At 73.0% G+C, this 15,411-nt stretch carries 16 protein-coding genes; 4 read left to right on the top strand and 12 right to left on the bottom strand.

From position 1 onward, the window contains the following. Positions 1 to 152 precede the first annotated feature (152 nt). Positions 153 to 1,604, top strand: coding sequence for an NAD(P)/FAD-dependent oxidoreductase (locus tag JWN97_RS08865; RefSeq protein WP_297621439.1), 1,452 nt, complete (start codon positions 153 to 155; stop codon positions 1,602 to 1,604). 22 nt (positions 1,605 to 1,626) lie between these two features. Further along, entirely contained in the window at positions 1,627 to 2,394 is a 768-nt protein-coding gene (locus JWN97_RS08860) for an endo alpha-1,4 polygalactosaminidase (protein ID WP_297621437.1), read from the top strand. Between the two features lie 15 nt (positions 2,395 to 2,409). Here JWN97_RS08860 and JWN97_RS08855 read toward each other — a convergent pair whose 3' ends face one another. Continuing rightward, positions 2,410 to 3,606, bottom strand: a complete 1,197-nt coding sequence (locus JWN97_RS08855) for an ATP-binding protein (protein ID WP_297621435.1) — start codon at positions 3,604 to 3,606, stop codon at positions 2,410 to 2,412. A 170-nt stretch (positions 3,607 to 3,776) separates the two neighbouring features. Beyond that, positions 3,777 to 4,040 (bottom strand): hypothetical protein, encoded by a 264-nt coding sequence (locus tag JWN97_RS08850; RefSeq protein WP_297621433.1) that lies wholly within the window; start codon positions 4,038 to 4,040, stop codon positions 3,777 to 3,779. Between the two features lie 60 nt (positions 4,041 to 4,100). Between JWN97_RS08850 and JWN97_RS08845 the strand changes: the two genes are divergently transcribed. Further along, positions 4,101 to 4,982 carry a DNA-formamidopyrimidine glycosylase family protein gene (locus tag JWN97_RS08845; RefSeq protein WP_297621431.1) on the top strand — a complete coding sequence of 294 codons (882 nt, stop codon included), beginning with the start codon at positions 4,101 to 4,103 and terminating at the stop codon, positions 4,980 to 4,982. 84 nt (positions 4,983 to 5,066) lie between these two features. On the opposite strand, the gene JWN97_RS08840 is transcribed toward JWN97_RS08845, so the two are convergent. From JWN97_RS08840 to aat, 3 genes are all read right to left on the bottom strand, one after another. Next, on the bottom strand, positions 5,067 to 5,456 hold the full coding sequence (locus JWN97_RS08840) for a hypothetical protein (protein ID WP_297621429.1): 390 nt from the start codon (positions 5,454 to 5,456) through the stop codon (positions 5,067 to 5,069). Between the two features lie 50 nt (positions 5,457 to 5,506). Next, on the bottom strand, positions 5,507 to 6,058 hold the full coding sequence (locus JWN97_RS08835; RefSeq protein ID WP_297621427.1) for a hypothetical protein: 552 nt from the start codon (positions 6,056 to 6,058) through the stop codon (positions 5,507 to 5,509). Positions 6,059 to 6,122: 64 nt separating this feature from the next. Continuing rightward, positions 6,123 to 6,809, bottom strand: coding sequence for a leucyl/phenylalanyl-tRNA--protein transferase (gene aat / locus JWN97_RS08830; RefSeq protein WP_363321269.1), 687 nt, complete (start codon positions 6,807 to 6,809; stop codon positions 6,123 to 6,125). A 35-nt stretch (positions 6,810 to 6,844) separates the two neighbouring features. Between aat and JWN97_RS08825 the strand changes: the two genes are divergently transcribed. Beyond that, a complete protein-coding gene (locus JWN97_RS08825) occupies positions 6,845 to 7,522 on the top strand; it encodes an EcsC family protein (RefSeq protein WP_297621425.1) in 678 nt (225 codons plus the stop codon). Between the two features lie 108 nt (positions 7,523 to 7,630). Here the strand turns inward: JWN97_RS08825 and JWN97_RS08820 are convergent, their stop codons facing one another. The 7 genes from JWN97_RS08820 to JWN97_RS08790 form a co-directional block, all read right to left on the bottom strand. Further along, positions 7,631 to 8,197: a GNAT family protein gene (locus JWN97_RS08820; protein ID WP_297621423.1), complete on the bottom strand. Its 567-nt coding sequence runs from the start codon at positions 8,195 to 8,197 to the stop codon at positions 7,631 to 7,633. A 53-nt stretch (positions 8,198 to 8,250) separates the two neighbouring features. After that, positions 8,251 to 8,949, bottom strand: a complete 699-nt coding sequence (locus JWN97_RS08815) for a GAF and ANTAR domain-containing protein (RefSeq protein ID WP_297621421.1) — start codon at positions 8,947 to 8,949, stop codon at positions 8,251 to 8,253. Between the two features lie 125 nt (positions 8,950 to 9,074). Then, positions 9,075 to 10,277 (bottom strand): hypothetical protein, encoded by a 1,203-nt coding sequence (locus JWN97_RS08810; RefSeq protein WP_297621420.1) that lies wholly within the window; start codon positions 10,275 to 10,277, stop codon positions 9,075 to 9,077. Beyond that, entirely contained in the window at positions 10,274 to 11,398 is a 1,125-nt protein-coding gene (locus JWN97_RS08805) for a hypothetical protein (protein ID WP_297621418.1), read from the bottom strand. The genes JWN97_RS08810 and JWN97_RS08805 overlap by 4 nt, the downstream gene beginning before the upstream one ends. Next, complete coding sequence (locus tag JWN97_RS08800; RefSeq protein ID WP_297621417.1) at positions 11,395 to 12,483, bottom strand: hypothetical protein; 1,089 nt, start codon at positions 12,481 to 12,483, stop codon at positions 11,395 to 11,397. The genes JWN97_RS08805 and JWN97_RS08800 overlap by 4 nt, the downstream gene beginning before the upstream one ends. Further along, positions 12,480 to 13,427: a hydroxymethylglutaryl-CoA lyase gene (locus JWN97_RS08795; RefSeq protein ID WP_297621415.1), complete on the bottom strand. Its 948-nt coding sequence runs from the start codon at positions 13,425 to 13,427 to the stop codon at positions 12,480 to 12,482. Before JWN97_RS08795 ends, JWN97_RS08800 begins: the two co-directional genes overlap by 4 nt. After that, positions 13,420 to 15,354: a biotin carboxylase N-terminal domain-containing protein gene (locus JWN97_RS08790; RefSeq protein WP_297621413.1), complete on the bottom strand. Its 1,935-nt coding sequence runs from the start codon at positions 15,352 to 15,354 to the stop codon at positions 13,420 to 13,422. The genes JWN97_RS08795 and JWN97_RS08790 overlap by 8 nt, the downstream gene beginning before the upstream one ends. Between the last annotated feature and the right edge of the window lie 57 nt (positions 15,355 to 15,411).

Raw genomic sequence — 15,411 nt, 5'->3', positions numbered from 1 at the left:
TCTCCCCCACCGCCTCCGAGGCGGTCTCCGCCGGGGTGCCTGTCGAGGCACCGTACTGACCGACGGATGTTGGGCGGGGTACTCCCCTCACGCCGAAGGATAGGTGAACGGACCAGGGGATCGCCATTCGAGGGCGCCGTAGTCTCGCCCCCATGACTGGCGACGTGGTGGGTGGCGCAGGGACCGTGGAGTACGACGTGGTGGTGATCGGCGGCGGGCCGGCCGGCGAGAACGCCGCGCAGTACGCCGTCGAGGGTGTGACCGTGGACGGCCGGGCCATGACGTCGGCGCTCGTCGAGCGCGAGCTGTTGGGCGGCGAGTGCAGCTACTACGCCTGCATGCCCAGCAAGGCGCTCCTGCGGCCGGTCGCGGTGGCGGACCTGACCGCCGACCTGGGTGGGGTCTCCACGGCCCACGCCGCGCCCAAGGCGCTGCTCGAGCGGCGGGACTACTGGGTCTCCCACTACGACGACAGCGGCCAGGAGTCCTGGGCCACTGGCGCGGGCATCGCGGTGCTGCGCGGCGAGGCCCGGCTGGTCGGCGAACGCACGGTCCGGGTCACCTCCGCAGCGGGCGAGCGCACCGTGCGAGCGCGCCACGCGGTCGTGATCGCGACGGGCAGCGAGGCCGCCGTTCCGGCCCTCTACGCAGACGTCCTGCCCTGGGGCTCACGGGACGCCACCGGCGTCGTCGACGTGCCGGCGCGACTGGTCGTCGTGGGGGGTGGGGTGGTGGCCTGCGAGTCGGCGATCTGGATGAGCGCGCTCGGCTCACAGGTGACGCTCGTCGTCCGCGGGACCCGCCTGCTGGGCCGCGCGGAGCCGTTCGCCGGCGAGGCCGTCCTGGCCGGGCTGCGCGATCGCGGGGTCACGGTCCTCCTCGGCACCGAGGTCAGTGACGTACGCCGTGACGGTGCGGCCGCGACCGGCCTCGGTCGGATCCACGGAGGCCTCGTCCGGCTCACCACCACGGCCGGCGAGATCGAGGCCGACGAGCTGCTCCTCGCCGTCGGACGGGCGCCGCGGCTCGACGACCTCGGCCTCGACGCGGTCGGCCTCACCCGCGACGACGTCACCGGCGGACGGCTGCCGGAGTGGTTGCACGCCGTCGGCGACGCCAGCGGTGGTCCGCCACTGACCCACTGGGGCAAGCACCAGGCCCGCGTGGTCGGCGCGCGCATCGCCGCCACGGCGGTCGGCGAGGTCGCGTGGGAGCCCGACCGCGAGGCACCGGTCCCCCAGGTCGTCTTCAGCGACCCGGAGGTGGCCAGTGTCGGGATGACCGAGGCCGAGGCGCGCGACGCGGGCCACGACGTCGTCCTCACGCGGGTGCCCACCTCGTCCGCGGCCGGCACCGGCCTGCTGCGCGACCACGTCAGGGGCGAGTCGCAGCTGGTCGTCGACGCTGGGTCGCGGCTGCTGCTCGGCGCGACGTTCGTCGGTCCCGAGACCGGGGAGCTGGTCCATGCGGCGACGGTGGCCATCGTCGGCGACGTCCCCGTCCACGTGCTGCGCCACGCGGTGGCGTCGTACCCGACGGCGAGCGAGCTGTGGCTGCGGCTGCTGGAGGAGCTGCCGCGGGAGTTCCGGACGCCGCCCGCCTGAGCGGCTGTGGCACGGTGGCCCCATGCGTCTGGTCGCGACCGTCCTGCTCCTGCTGGTCCTCGTCCCCGGCACGGCCACGGCGACGACGACGACCGACCCCGTCCCACCACCGACGGGCACCGACGTCGACTACCAGCTCGGTGGCGCGGCGGACCCGCCCGACCACGTCGGCATCGTGGTGCGCGATCACACCGACGCGCCGGTGCCCGGGCGCTACAACGTCTGTTACGTCAACGGCTTCCAGACGCAGCCCGACGCGCGTCGCTTCTGGCTGCAGCGGCGCGACCTGCTGCTGAGCGACGACGGCGGGCTCGTGGTCGACGAGGCCTGGGGCGAGTGGCTCCTCGACATCCGCACGTCGGCCCGCCGCGACCGGCTCGCGAGGATCGTCGGGCGCTGGATCGGCGGCTGCTCCCGCGACGGCTTCGACGCCGTCGAGCTCGACAACCTCGACTCCTTCTCGCGCAGCCGCGGCCTGGTCCGCGCCCGCCACGCCCGGGCGTTCGCCCGCCTGCTCACCGCCGCCGCGCACCGTTCCGGACTGGCCGTGGCGCAGAAGAACTGGGCCGAGTGGGACGGCTCGAGTGCCGGCTTCGACTTCGCGATCGCCGAGGAGTGCGGGCGCTACGACGAGTGCGGGAGCTACGTCGCGTCGTACGGCGACCACGTGCTGGTCGTGGAGTACCGCGCCCGCGACTTCGCGCGGACCTGCGCGGCGTACGGCGACCGGTTGGCGGTGGTGCTGCGCGACCGCGACCTCACGCCCGACGGCGTACGCGAGTGGTGCTGAGCCACTCCGACGTCGTCAGCCGCGCTCGCGCAGGTAGCGGCCGAAGTGGGGCACCGTGAAGGCGATCCGGCCGCGCTCGCCGGAGTAGACGAGGCCCTTCTTGAGCAGCGAGTCGCGCGCCGGTGACAGCGACTGCGGCTTCTTGCCCAGCCGCGCCGCCACGTCGGCGCTGAGGACCGCGTCGCCCTCGGCGTCGTCCTGGTCGACGGCCACGTCGGCCATCGCCATCAGGTAGTCGCGCTCCCCCGGCGTCGCGCGCTCGTAGCGGGAGCCGAAGAAGCCGACCGCGAGCTCGGACTCGGCCTCGGGTGCAGCGACCGCGACGTCGGCCGTCGTGATCGGCGAGCGGGGTGCGAGGTCCCAGACCGCCTTGCCGTAGGCCTGGATGAAGTAGGGGTAGCCGCCGGTGGCGTCGTACATCGCGGCGAGGGCGTCAGGCTCGAAGGCGGCCTCCTCGTCGGCCGCAGGGGCCTCCAGCGCCCGGTCGGCCGCGTCGCGGGCCAGCCGGTCGATGCGCTGGTAGCGGAAGAGCCGCTCGCTGTAGGACTTGCTAGCGCTGAGCACGGCGGGCAGGTGCGGCAGGCCGGCGCCGACGACGATGACGGGCAGGCCCGACTGGCTGAGCTCGTGGCACGCGGCGCACAGCGCGGAGACGTCGTCGGGGCCGAGGTCCTGCATCTCGTCGATGAAGATCCCGATGCCCTTGCCCACGTCGGCGGCGAGCCCGCCGAGGTCGGTGAAGAGCTCGACGAGGTCGATCTCGATGTCGCCGGAGTCGGCGCGACCGCGCACGGCCGCCACGTCGATGCCGGGGCTCCACTGGTCCTTGAGCTTGGCGGCGGTGCCGGCGTCGCGGTGCGCGAAGGACTTGATCACCCCGAGGACGTGGTCGACCGACTCCTCGTCACGGTGGCCGAGCTCGCGCACGGCCTGGTGCAGGGCGCTGCTGAGCGGCCGCCGCAACCCCTGGCCCGGCCGGGCCTCGAGCTTGCCGGTGCCCCAGCCCTTGCGCACGGCGGCACCGCGCAGCGCGTTGAGCAGCACGGTCTTGCCGACGCCGCGCAGGCCGGTGAGCACCAGGCTGCGCTCGGGGCGCCCCTTGGCGACCCGCTCGAGGACGACGTCGAAGGCCGCGAGCTGCTCGTCACGACCGGCGAGCTCGGGCGGGCGCTGGCCCGCGCCCGGGGCGTACGGGTTTCGGATCGGGTCCACGATCAGACGGTATCGGGGAATCTAGGGATGATCGTAGATGGTCGGATAGTTGGCGAGTCGCGCCTTTGTCGCGATCACCGGGTACCCGCCGGTTCCTCGGCTTGTCGACCGTTGCAACGGGCAGGAACCTCACGAGCCACCGGGTACCCGGTGGTTCGTGAGAGGAGGCCTCAGCCCGCCTCGCTCGGCCGCTCGACGCGCTCGACCCGCTCCCGCGCGGCGTCGTACGCCTCGTCGAGGCCCTGGCGGAGCAGGGCGATCAGGTCGGGCACCTCGTCGGCGGCGAGCCGGAAGGTGCCGGCGCAGACGTTGTCGCGCCACAGCGAGAGCACCACCAACTGCGACTCCTGGTGCCAGGTGACCCGGAGCGAGCGGTCATCGGCGCGGGGGTCGAGGAAGACCGCCCCGGTGCGAGGAAGGTGATGCCGGGCCATGTCCCATGGTGACTCTCTCGGGGCGTGATTCCAAGAGGGTCACGCGCCTAGACTCGCTCCGTGCCCGAGCTGCCGGAGGTCGAAGCCCTCGTCCAGGACCTGCGCGGACGGCTGGTCGGCAAGGCCATCAGCCGGGTCGACCTGACCGCCTTCAGCGCCCTCAAGACCTTCGACCCGGCGCTGCACGCCCTGCACGGCACGCTGGTCGACGACGTGACGAGGCACGGCAAGTTCCTCGACATCGACGCGAGCGGCGTGCACGTCGTGATCCACCTCGCCCGCGCCGGCTGGATCCGGTGGCGCGACGAGGTGCCCGCCCTGCCCGCCCGTCCCAACAGCAAGAACCCCCTCGCTGCCCGCATCGTCATCGACGACCCTGACCTCGACACCCAACCGGGCCTTGACATCACCGAGGCAGGCACCAAGAAGGGCCTGGCCATCTACGTCGTGCGCGACCCCGCCGACGTGCCGGGCGTGGCGCGCCTGGGTCCGGACCCCCTCGGCGACGCCTTCACGCTCGAGGCGCTGAGGGCGATCCTCGAGGCGGAGGGGCGCAAGCAGATCAAGGGCGTGATGCGGATGCAGTCGATCATCGCCGGCATCGGCAACGCCTACAGCGACGAGATACTGCACGCCGCGAGGATGTCGCCGTTCAAGCCGGCCAACAGCCTCGACGAGGCCGATCTGCAGACGTTGTACGACGCCATCCGCAGCACGCTGGGCGACGCGGTCCGACGCGCCAGCGGACTCGCGGCGAGCCAGCTCAAGGGTGAGAAGAAGAGCAACCTCGCGGTCCACGGCAGGACCGGCCAGGCGTGCCCGGTGTGCGGCGACGTCGTGCGCGAGGTGTCGTTCGCGGACTCGAGCCTGCAGTACTGCGCGACGTGTCAGACCGGCGGGAAGCCGTTGGCCGACCGACGGATGTCACGGCTGCTGAAATGAGTCACGGGTGTCGATCGGACTCACCCCCGTGAAGTCCGACCGACACCCGATGCGTCAAGTCTAGCTTGACAGGGGTAGATCGTCTCACGCGGTGGCGCTCTTGTCTCCGGATTTCTTGGCGAATCGCTCCCAGGCGGCCTGGCGCGACACCCCGAGCACCCGACCGATCTCGGCCCAGGACACGCGGCGCGCACGCAGCAGGTCGACCCACTCATGCGCGAAAGCGACGTTCTGGTCGGCCGAGGCCATGATCTGCGGCAGGACCGCGAGCACCTCGGCGTCGGACATCCGGTCCCACGGCATCGAGCCGCGGGCCTCGGCGGCCCGCGCCTCGTCGTGCACGAGCGCGTGGAAGTCGTCGACGCAGCCCTGGCAGATCTGGGCCCCGAGACCGCCGATCAGCGGCACCTCGGTGCCCGGGCCGCCGGCCGTGCCGCAGAAGGAACAGATCCTGCCCTCGCGCGTGATCGCCATGCCCCCGCCACCCTCCCCGTCGCCCAAGTGCCCTGATGCTACTCGCCCGGTCACGGATCCTGCTGTCCCTCGGTGGAGTCGGGCATCTCCGGCACCTCCGGCATCTCAGGCAGGTCGAGGTCGTCCAGGGGGTTGCCGCAGGTCCTGGCGAGGTAGTCCGAGAAGGCCTGTGCCTGCTTCTTCACCTCGGCGGACGCATCCTCGCCCCCCTGCTCGAGTTGCTCGAGCTGGTCGATGGAGAAGTCGGCGGGGTCGACGTCGCCAGCGCCCTCGACGATCACCTCGAAGCCCTTGCGCGCGTCGTCCGGGATGTCCTCGGGGGTGCCGACCTGCTCGAGGTTCGTGCCCCAGTCCTGGACGGCGGTGGCCATCTCCTCGTCCGTGGGGAGCTCGGGGTCGGCCATGTCGTCGGGCAGCAGGTCCTCGAAGAGGCTCGACTGCGTCTGGCAGAACTCCTTCTCGCTGGCGTTCGTAGGTGCGCCGGCATCACCGGCATCACCGGCTCCACCGGCACCATCGCCGCCGTCTCCACCGCAGGCCGTGGTGACGGCACCGACCAGCAGGACGACGCTCGCCAGGGACAGGCGGGTGTGGACGGTCATGTTCTCCCCTTCATCGGGACGTCGTAGCGGCATCACGTTCGCGCCCACCCTTGCGCGATCAGCGCTAGTCGTCCACCTGCAACGGTGGGGGCAGCGGGATGCCGAGGGCGTGCTCGAGCGACTCGAGGTACTCCGCACGCGGACGTCGCACGACGCCCAGCGAGGCCAGGTGCGGGGTCTGCCACTGGACGTCGAGCACCCGATGCTCGGCGTGGTGGTCGCGGAGCAGGTCCACCAGCCCGAGCAGCGCGACCTTGGACGCGTCGCGCTCGCGGTGGAACATCGACTCCCCGGCGAAGAGGCCGCCGATGCTGACGCCGTACAGCCCACCGACCAGCCGGCCGTCGCGCCACGTCTCGACCGAGTGCGCCCAGCCGAGCCGGTGCAGGCGACCGTAGGCGCGGGCGAACTCGGCCGTGATCCACCCGTCGGGCCGGTCGGGGCTCCCGCACTGCGCCACCACCTCGTCGAAGGCGGTGTCGATGCGGATCTCGAAGTCGCGTGCCGAGCGCCGCAGCGACCGCGAGACGTGCATCCCGTCGACGGGCAGCACGCCGCGCTCGACCGGCGAGAACCAGCCGAGGTGCTCGTCACCGTCCATCGTGACCGGCATCGGGAACAGGCCGCCGGCGTAGGCGGTGATCAGCGTGCCCGGCTCCAGGTCGGCGCCGAGCGCGACGAGGTCGTCGTCGGGATCCCACGTCGCGTGGTGCGGGAAGCCCCACGGCGTCGGAGCGGGAGCGATCGGCACCCCCTCACGCTAGCGACTGACCGTACGATCGGGGCATGGGCTTGAGGCAGACCGTCGGGCGACAGCTCGCACCGAGGATCCAGGAGCTCGCACCGGGGCTCACCACCGGCTTCGTGCGCGAGGCACTCAACCGCGCCATCGACGGCATCGGACCCCTGGCGCCGGCGGCCACGGCCGCTGACAAGCAGCTCGCCGAGCAGCGCGGCAACGTCGAGCGGGCGATCCACGAGGTCATCGAGAACAACGTCCGCATCGCCGGCGCCCAGGGCTTCGCGACCAACGTCGGCGGGCTCGTGACGATGGCCATCACCCTGCCCGCCAACGTCACCGGGCTCGCGGTCATCCAGTGCCGCATGGTCGCCGGCATCGCGCACCTGCGCGGCCACGACCTGGCAGACCCGCGCGTGCGCAACGCGATCCTCGCCCTCCTGCTCGGCGAGGAGCAGGTCCTCGAGCTGGTCACGAAGAAGAAGCTCCCCGCCACCCCGATGGCCCTGGCCACCGCTCCCGCGCACGACCCGACGCTCGACGGCACGATCTCCGCCGTCGTCGCCAGCAACATCATCACGCGCATCGCCGGCAAGCGCCTGGCCACCACGGTCGGGCGCCGGGTGCCGGTCGTCGGCGGCGTCGTCGGGGCCGGCGCCGACGGCTTCGCGACGTGGAAGATCGGTCGCTACGCCGACCGGGAGCTGTTGCCGCGCCGTCGGTGAGACCCGGGGGTGCGGCACGGCTGGCGTGTGTGGTGCCAACTCACCGGTTGGCTGACCAACTCGTGAGTTGGCGACCGAGCCGGTCGACCGAGCGCGGCCCCGCCCGCTTCACCGATCGCCGGGCGCCGCCCACTCGTCGGCCAGCAGCGCGTAGCCCACCTCGTCCAGCCAGCCGAGCTCCGCGTGCCACAGTGCCTGGCGGGAGAGCCGCTCGCGGCGCATGCCCGCGCTCTCGAGGATGCGCACGGACGCGGCGTTGTCGGCGTACGCCGCCGCGGTGACCCGGCGCAGCCCGAGCACCTCGAAGGCCGCCCGCAGCAGCGCACGCGCGGTGGCCGAGCCGATGCCCCGGCCGGCGAACCTGGGGTCGACGATGTAGCCGATCAGCCCGTCCGTGCCCGTCGGGCTGCCCGGCTGACCGGGGCCGTCGACGACGTCGAGGAAGCCCATCGCCACGACCCGGCCCGACCGTTCGACCACGCAGGAGAAGTCCGTCGGGCGGTCCGCCGCGGCGAGCCAGTCGCGCCGTAGGTCAGCGGGGTCGACGTAGGTGTGCACCATGAAGCGGTTGACGCGCGGGTCGTTGCGGAAGGACAGCAGCGCCTCGAGGTCGGTCTCGACCGCGTCCCGGAGGAGCAGGTCGCCGGTGCGGACGGGCCAGGGGCTGGAGGGCATGGCGCCGAGCCTCGCAGGACCTCACGGGGCAGGCCAGCGCTGTCCGGTGCCCGCTACCGGACGTTGCCCTCCTCGACCAGCGCCTGCGCCACCGCACGCAGCTTGATGTTCGCGTGCGAGGAGGCCCGGACGAGGAAGGCGAAGGCCCGGTCCTCGTTCACGTCGTAGCGCTCCATGAGGATGCCGATGGCCTGGCCGATGGCGCGTCTGGTCTCCAGTCCCTCGGTGAAGGTCTCCCGCTCCCGGGCATGACCGAGGGCGATCGCCGCGTGGGTGCCGAACAGCCGGGCCAGCGCCTGCGCGTCCTCGCTCACGACCTCGTTGACCGTGGAGTAGAAGTTGATGCCGCCGAGCGTGCCCCGGTCGAGGTAGAGCTTGACCGCGAGCTGCGAGCGGACCCCCGCCTCGCGCGCCTGTGGGGCGTAGCGGGGCCACCGGTCCTCGGTGGTGAGGCTCGAGACGCACACCGGACCGTCGCCCCGCAGCACCTCCGAGCACGGACCCTCCTGCAGGGCGTACTGCGTGGCGTCGAGGCACTGCACCAGGACGCCGGTGAAGGCCCGGGTCTGGATCACGCCCTTCTTCTCGAGCGTCGCGATGCCCACGTGCTCGAAGCCGGGCACGGAGTTGCAGGCGACCTCGACGATCGTCTGGAGGGTGTCGTCGAGGCTCCGCGGCTTGTTCAGCGTGCGGGCGGCCTCGGCGATCGACTGGGTGAAGTCGGAGGAGGAGGCATCGGATGCAGGGACCATGAGGTTCTCTCGCGTGAGCTCGAAGGAGGCACACAGAGAGGCGCTCGTCACGAGACGCTGCAGACCCACCGTCGGTTCGAAGGAGTGACCCGCGGCTACCTCCGACAGTACACCCGAGGAGCGGGTCAGGCGGGGCCCTTGCCCCTGCCCTTGAGCCGACGATAGGTGTCCAGCGTGCCGCGCCCCACGGCGCTGTCCTCCAGGCTGGTGACCACCTTGCGGCGGATCCTGTACGACGGTGTCAGCCGCGCGCGGTCGCGCTCCTGGTGCGCCTCCCGGAGCTCCTCGTGGAGCCGCTCCTCCACGGCGCGCAGCCGGGCGGCCTCCACGAGCAGGGCGGAGATCGCATCGAGCGCCGGCGGCAGCAGCTCCTCGGCGCTCGCGGTGTCGGGGTCGGCGAAGGGGCCGAGGTCGGGACCGAGCAGGTCGTCGAGCGAGCCGGCGACGTCGTGGCCGCGCTCCGCGAGCAGCCTCACCCAGCTGCGGGACAGGCCCTGCGCCCAGGCGTGGTCGTCCGGCGCCAGCCCGAGGCGCGCCGAGGCGACGCCGCGCGACAGGGTCTGGTGGGCGAGCAGCTCGCGCACCAGCGGACGGTAGTCGGGCGGTGCCAGGATCGAGGTCACCCGCTGGTTGATGGTGCGCAGCAGGGAGGTCTCGGGCACGCCGAGGGACGGGTTCTCCCGCTCGGCGGTGAGGTCGAGCGGCAGGTCGTCGAGGCCGAAGGTGCGCGAGAAGCGGCGCCACAGCTCGCCCCGGTCGGAGCCCGAGGGCGGCACCGTGACGAGGTGGACGCGGTCGGCCGGCAGGGAGGCGCCCCAGCGATCGAGGATGTCGGGGATCTCCTGGACCGCCCAGAACCACGATCCGATCTTCGACTCGCGCGCGGGGTCGCGGACGGCCTGCAGGAACCTGGCATAGGTGATGTGGCTGCGGTGCTTGACGTTCTCCTGCCACTCGGCCGGGATCTGACGCACCAGGTCGCGCACCGAAAGGACGAGGTGGACCTCCGCGTCACCGAGCGAGGCGAGGGCGCGCTCGACCTGGGTGGGCGTGGCGCGGGCGAAGATCTCGTGGCTGATGATCGCGGTGCCGTGCCACTCGCGGACCTGCTCGGCCAGCCGGTCCCACGCGCCGACCGCCTCGGTCTCCAGGCCTCCCCACGGCAGCGTCATGAGGTCGAGGGCCGCCAGGAAGTGGGCGTCGAAGCGGTCGGCCGGATAGAGGATGTCGTGCTCGCGGAGGATCTCCTGGTTGCGGAACAGCACGTCCTGGAGGTACGACGTGCCGGTCTTGGGGCAGCCGACGTGCAGCAGCACTCGCTTGCTCACTGCTGCCCCTCCCCCTCACTCGGTCGCCGGCTCCGCCAGCTCGGGTCGACCACCATCCGGATCGCCAGGTCCAGCACCTGCCGGTCGTCGGCGCCGCCGGTGCCGGTCGCGGCCGACGCGGCGCGCGGCGCGAGATCGGCGAGGTCGCCGACGACAGAGTAGCCAGCGCGCGTCAGGCTCCGGGACATCCGCTCGGCCGAGGCGGCGACCCACTCCCGTTCGCGGGCAGGTACGCCGATGGGCGCGGCGCCGCTGCCGGGCATCCGTCGCTGGAGCGTCCGCATCAGGCCGGGGCGCTGGTCGGCGGGGACCCTGAGGCCCACGACCGCGGCCACCCGGCGGGCCAGCTCGGCCTGGTCGGCGCCAGGCACGCGGACCTCCGGCAGGCGTCGTACGCCGACCTGCCGGGGCAGCTGGTCGAGGTCGGTCACGATCCGGACGAAGGGACGGCGGGCGTTCCAGCGGCGTACGGAGGCGAGGAGGTCGGCCCTGGCGGGCAGCTGGTCGCGCTCGCGCCAGAACCGCAGCCACTCGGCCCACGGCTTGGTGCCGGTCTCGAAGCAGCGCTGGGTCCAGGTGTGCGCGAGCAGGTCGTCGAGCGGCGCGCCGACGGCGACGACGAACGTGCGCGGCCCGCCCTCGGGGCGCCCGCGGGCGAGCAGGTCCTCGCGGAGGGCGCCGACCAGCACGGGGTCGCCCACCAGCCGGAACCTCCGTCGCCACGGGCGGGGCCACGTCGCGCGGACCGGGTCGGCGCCCAGGCCGACGAGGTCGTCGGCGAGCAGGACCGAGGCGACGCGCAGCAGCTCGTGGGCGCTGACGGTCGCCGGGTCGACCGGGCGGGGACCGAAGCCGGAGGGGGCGAGCCCGAGGAGCGGCAGGTCGGCCTTGCCGCGGCCCGCGGCCGGGGCGGCCAGCACGCGGTCAGCGAGGGCTCGATCGGCCGGGGCAGCGAGGTTGATCCGGCGCAGCAGCTCGAGCTGCTGGGCACCGGGGAGCGGGCCGCCCGCGGCCGCACCGTGGTGGGACCACGCCAGCCAGGGCGTCGTACCCCCCTCGCGCAGGTGCGCGATCCAGCTGTGGGCGCGGCCGGACGGGTCGGACGCGGAGGCGCCGGTCAACGGTCGCGCAGCCGGCGGGCGGTCTCGCGCAGCCGGCCGCCCACCGCGCCGCTGGAGGCGTGGCTGGCGGCCTCGCGCGTCATCACCGTGAGCGCGTCCAGGGCGGCGCTGAGCTCCAGCTTGGCGCGGACGCGGTCGGGGTTGCGCCACTCCGCGTCCTCGGCCGGGCGCCGCGGACGCAGGTCCTCGAGGTCGCCGATCACGTCGACGCCGCTGCCCTTGACCCACTCGATCCAGAGCTCTGCCTGCTGCTCGGCGAAGTCGTAGCGGTCGGGGGGCAGGCGTACGGGGACGGCGTCGCGCGCCACCAGGACCTCCTGGGCGAGGAGCTGCCGGATGAGGGCGTCGTAGACGGGGTCGCGCCACACGCCCAGCTCGAGGCGGCGGTTGAGCTTGCGCAGCAGCGACGTCTCGGCGATCCCGAGCGAGCGGTTGTCGCGCTCGGAGTCCAGCGGGGCCCACGCGGGGTCGATGCCGAACGCCCGGCAGAAGCGCAGCCACAGCTCGTCGCCGTCGGGTCCGCGGTCGTGGGGGACGGTCACCACGTGGATCCGCTCCGGCGGCATCTTGGCGCCCCAGGCGGTCAGCACCTCGGGCAGGTCCAGCGCCTGGCGGAAGAAGAAGGTCTTGCCGGACTCGTAGCGGTCGATGAAGCGGCGGAACTGCCACTTGCGGCCCTGCTTGATCGACTCCTGCCACGCGGCGGGGATCTGGCGGGCGAGGTCGCGCGCGGAGTAGACGATGTGCACCTCGTTGCCGGCGAGGTCGTTCATCGCCTTGGCGATCTTGTCGGGCTTGGCGCCGGCGAGGATCTCGTGGCTGATCACGACGTTGTCCTCGCCGCGATTGACCCGCCTCACCATCGCGTCCCAGGCGCCCCTGGCGTGCCCGGGCGGCCCGCCCCAGTCCTGCTCGAGCAGGTCGAGCGCGGCGCGGAAGTGGAACATGTCGGAGCGTCCAGGGCGCGTGGCGGGCACGGTCACGCCGTGCCGGGCCAGGGAGGCGGTGTTGAGCCGCAGCCGGTCCTGGAGGTAGGTCGTCCCGGTCTTGGGAGCGCCGATGTGGAGGTGGACGACGCGGCTCATGGGGGCGATTGTGCCAGTCCGCCACCGAGCGCTCGTACGACGGCGCTCGGGCTCGGGCGGCCGAGCTCGTCGGCCATCCACACGCTGGTCGCGACGACGGCGCCGAGGTCCACACCGTGCTCGATCCCGAGCCCGGTGAGCATCCAGACGAGGTCCTCGGTGGCGAGGTTGCCGGTCGCCGACTTCGCGTAGGGGCAGCCGCCGAGACCTCCTGCGCTGGCGTCGAAGGTGGTGATGCCGGCCTGCAGCGCGGAGAAGGTGTTGGCCAGGGCCTGGCCGTAGGTGTCGTGGAAGTGCATCGCGAGCCGGTCGGTGCCCACGCCCGCCTCGGCGAAGGCGGCGACCAGCGCGGTCACGTGGCCCGCGGTGGCGACCCCGATGGTGTCGCCGAGGCTGAGCTGGCTCGCGCCGAGGTCGAGCAGCCGGGTGCCGGCGGTGACGACCTGCTCGATCGGCACGGCGCCCTCCCACGGGTCGCCGAAGCACATCGAGACGTAGGCCCGCACGTCCATCCCGGCCCCCCGGGCGCGCGCCACGGTGGGCTCGAACATCGCGAACTGCTCGTCGAAGGTGCGGTTGAGGTTCTTGGTCGCGAAGGTCTCCGTCGCGCTGCCGAAGATCGCGATGTGCTCGAGCCCGAGCTCCAGGGCCCGGTCGAGGCCGCGCTCGTTGGGCACCAGCACGGGCAGGTGGCGGCCGGCCTCACCGAGGTCGGCCATCAGCTCCGCGGCGTCGGCGAGCTGCGGCACCCACCTGGGGTGCACGAAGCTGGTCGCCTCGACGATCGGGAGCCCGGCGGCGACGAGGCGTCGTACGAACTCGGCCTTGACCTCGACCGGGACGATCGCCTGCTCGTTCTGCAGGCCGTCGCGGGGGCCGACCTCATAGATCGTGACCCGGCCGGGCAGTCCGTCGGCGGGGACGGTCATGGGCAGCTCAGTCATCGAGCGCCTCCACCACGAAGAGCGTCGCGCCGAGCGTGACGAGGTCGCCGACGGCCGCACCGACGGTCGTGACCGTGCCGGCGAAGGGCGCCTTGAGGGCGAGCTCCATCTTCATCGCCTCCATGACGCCCAGCGTCTCACCCTCTGCCACGACCTGGGCGGGCTCGACGTTCACCGCGAGGACGGTGCCGGGCATGGGCGCGAGCAGCGTGCCGTCACCGGCCGCGACGCCGTGGTCGCCGAACGGGTCGGGCCGCTCCCACGTCCAGCGCTGGCCGCGGTGCACGACCTCGACGAGGTCCCGCTGCACGTCGAGCACGGCGTGCTCGGCGCGGCCGTCGACGAGGAGGTGGACGGTGTGGTCGGCCGCCGACACGAGGCGTACGTCGTGGTCGCGCCCGTCGTGCGTCACGCGGCCGAGGTGCCGGTCGACCACCACGAGGTCGTCGCCGAGCACGACGGTGTCGGGAGCCGGGTCGGCGCCCATCCGCCAGCCGTCCGACCGCCACGGGCCGGTGCCGCCCTGCCGCGAGCCGGGCATCGTGTCGAGCAGCACCTCGGTCCAGGCGCCGAAGATCCGCGCCAGGTCGGGGTCGGGCGCCGGCACCTCGTGGTCGTCGAGCCAGGCCGTGTCGATGGCGGCGTCGCGGAACTCGTCCGAGGCCGCCAGCGCGCGCAGGAAGCCGGTGTTGGTCGTGATGCCGAGGATCGCGGTCTCGTCGAGGGCCGCGACGAGGCCGGCGCGCGCCGCCTCGCGGTCGGCACCCCGGGCGATGACCTTGCCGAGCATCGGGTCGTAGGAGGTGCTGACCTCCTGGTCCGGCTCGAGCGCGTGGTCGACGCGAACACCGTCGCCGGAAGGCCACCGCACGATCGACGTACGCCCGGCCTGCGGGAGGAAGCCGTGGAAGGAGTCCTCGGCGTAGACGCGCGCCTCGATCGCGTGGCCCTCGAGCGTCACGTCGTCCTGGTCGAAGGGCAGCGGCTCGCCGGTCGCGACGAGGAGCTGCAGCTCGACGAGGTCGACGCGCTCGCTCCCCGACGCGGACCGGACCCGGACGACCTCCTCGGTCACCGGGTGCTCGACCTGGAGCCGGGTGTTCATCTCGAGGAAGTAGAACTCGGCGCTCGCGTTGTCCAGAAGGAACTCGACCGTGCCGGCGCCGGTGTAGCCGCACTGCTGCGCCAACGCGACGGCCGACGCCGTGATGGCCGCGCGCTGAGCGTCGTCGATCGTCGGTGCGGGCGCCTCCTCGAGCACCTTCTGGTGCCGGCGCTGGGTGGAGCAGTCCCGCTCGAAGAAGTGGAGCACGCGTCCGTGCGCGTCACCCATGACCTGCACCTCGATGTGGCGGCCGGACTCGACGTACTTCTCGACCAGGAGCGTGTCGTCACCGAAGGCCTTGAGCGACTCGCGCCGGGCCGCGTCGCACGCCTCGGCGAACTCGTCCGCCGAGCGCACCACGCGCATGCCCTTGCCGCCGCCGCCAGCCGCGGCCTTGACCAGCACCGGGTAGGCGAAGGTCGTCGGGTCGTCATCGAGGGAGTACGACGGCACCACGGGCACGCCCGCCGCGACCGCGATGTCCCGCGCCCTGTCCTTGCGGCCCATCGCGTCCATCACCTCGGCCGTCGGACCGACCAGGGTGATGCCGGCGTCGGCCAGCGCCCGGGCGAAGGGTGCGCGCTCGGAGAGGAAGCCGTAGCCCGGGTGGACGTGTCCGGCACCGCTCTCGCGCGCCGCGGCCACGACGGCGTCGATGTCGAGGTAGGAGCCGACCCGGACGGCGGCGTCGGCAGCCCGCACGTGCGGTGCGTCGGCGTCGAGATCGGTGTGGATCGCGACGGTCTGCCAGCCCAGGCGGCGCGCGGTGCGCATCACCCGCAGGGCGATCTCGCCGCGGTTGGCGATCAAGAGGGTGTTCATGTGTCTCCTTCTCGGCGGCCTCGGTGACGACACGGGCCTGGCGGCCCTGCTCGACCG

Source organism: Nocardioides sp., from assembly GCF_025965415.1.
GTDB lineage: Bacteria > Actinomycetota > Actinomycetes > Propionibacteriales > Nocardioidaceae > Nocardioides.
This window is presented reverse-complemented; position numbering and strand designations above follow the sequence as displayed.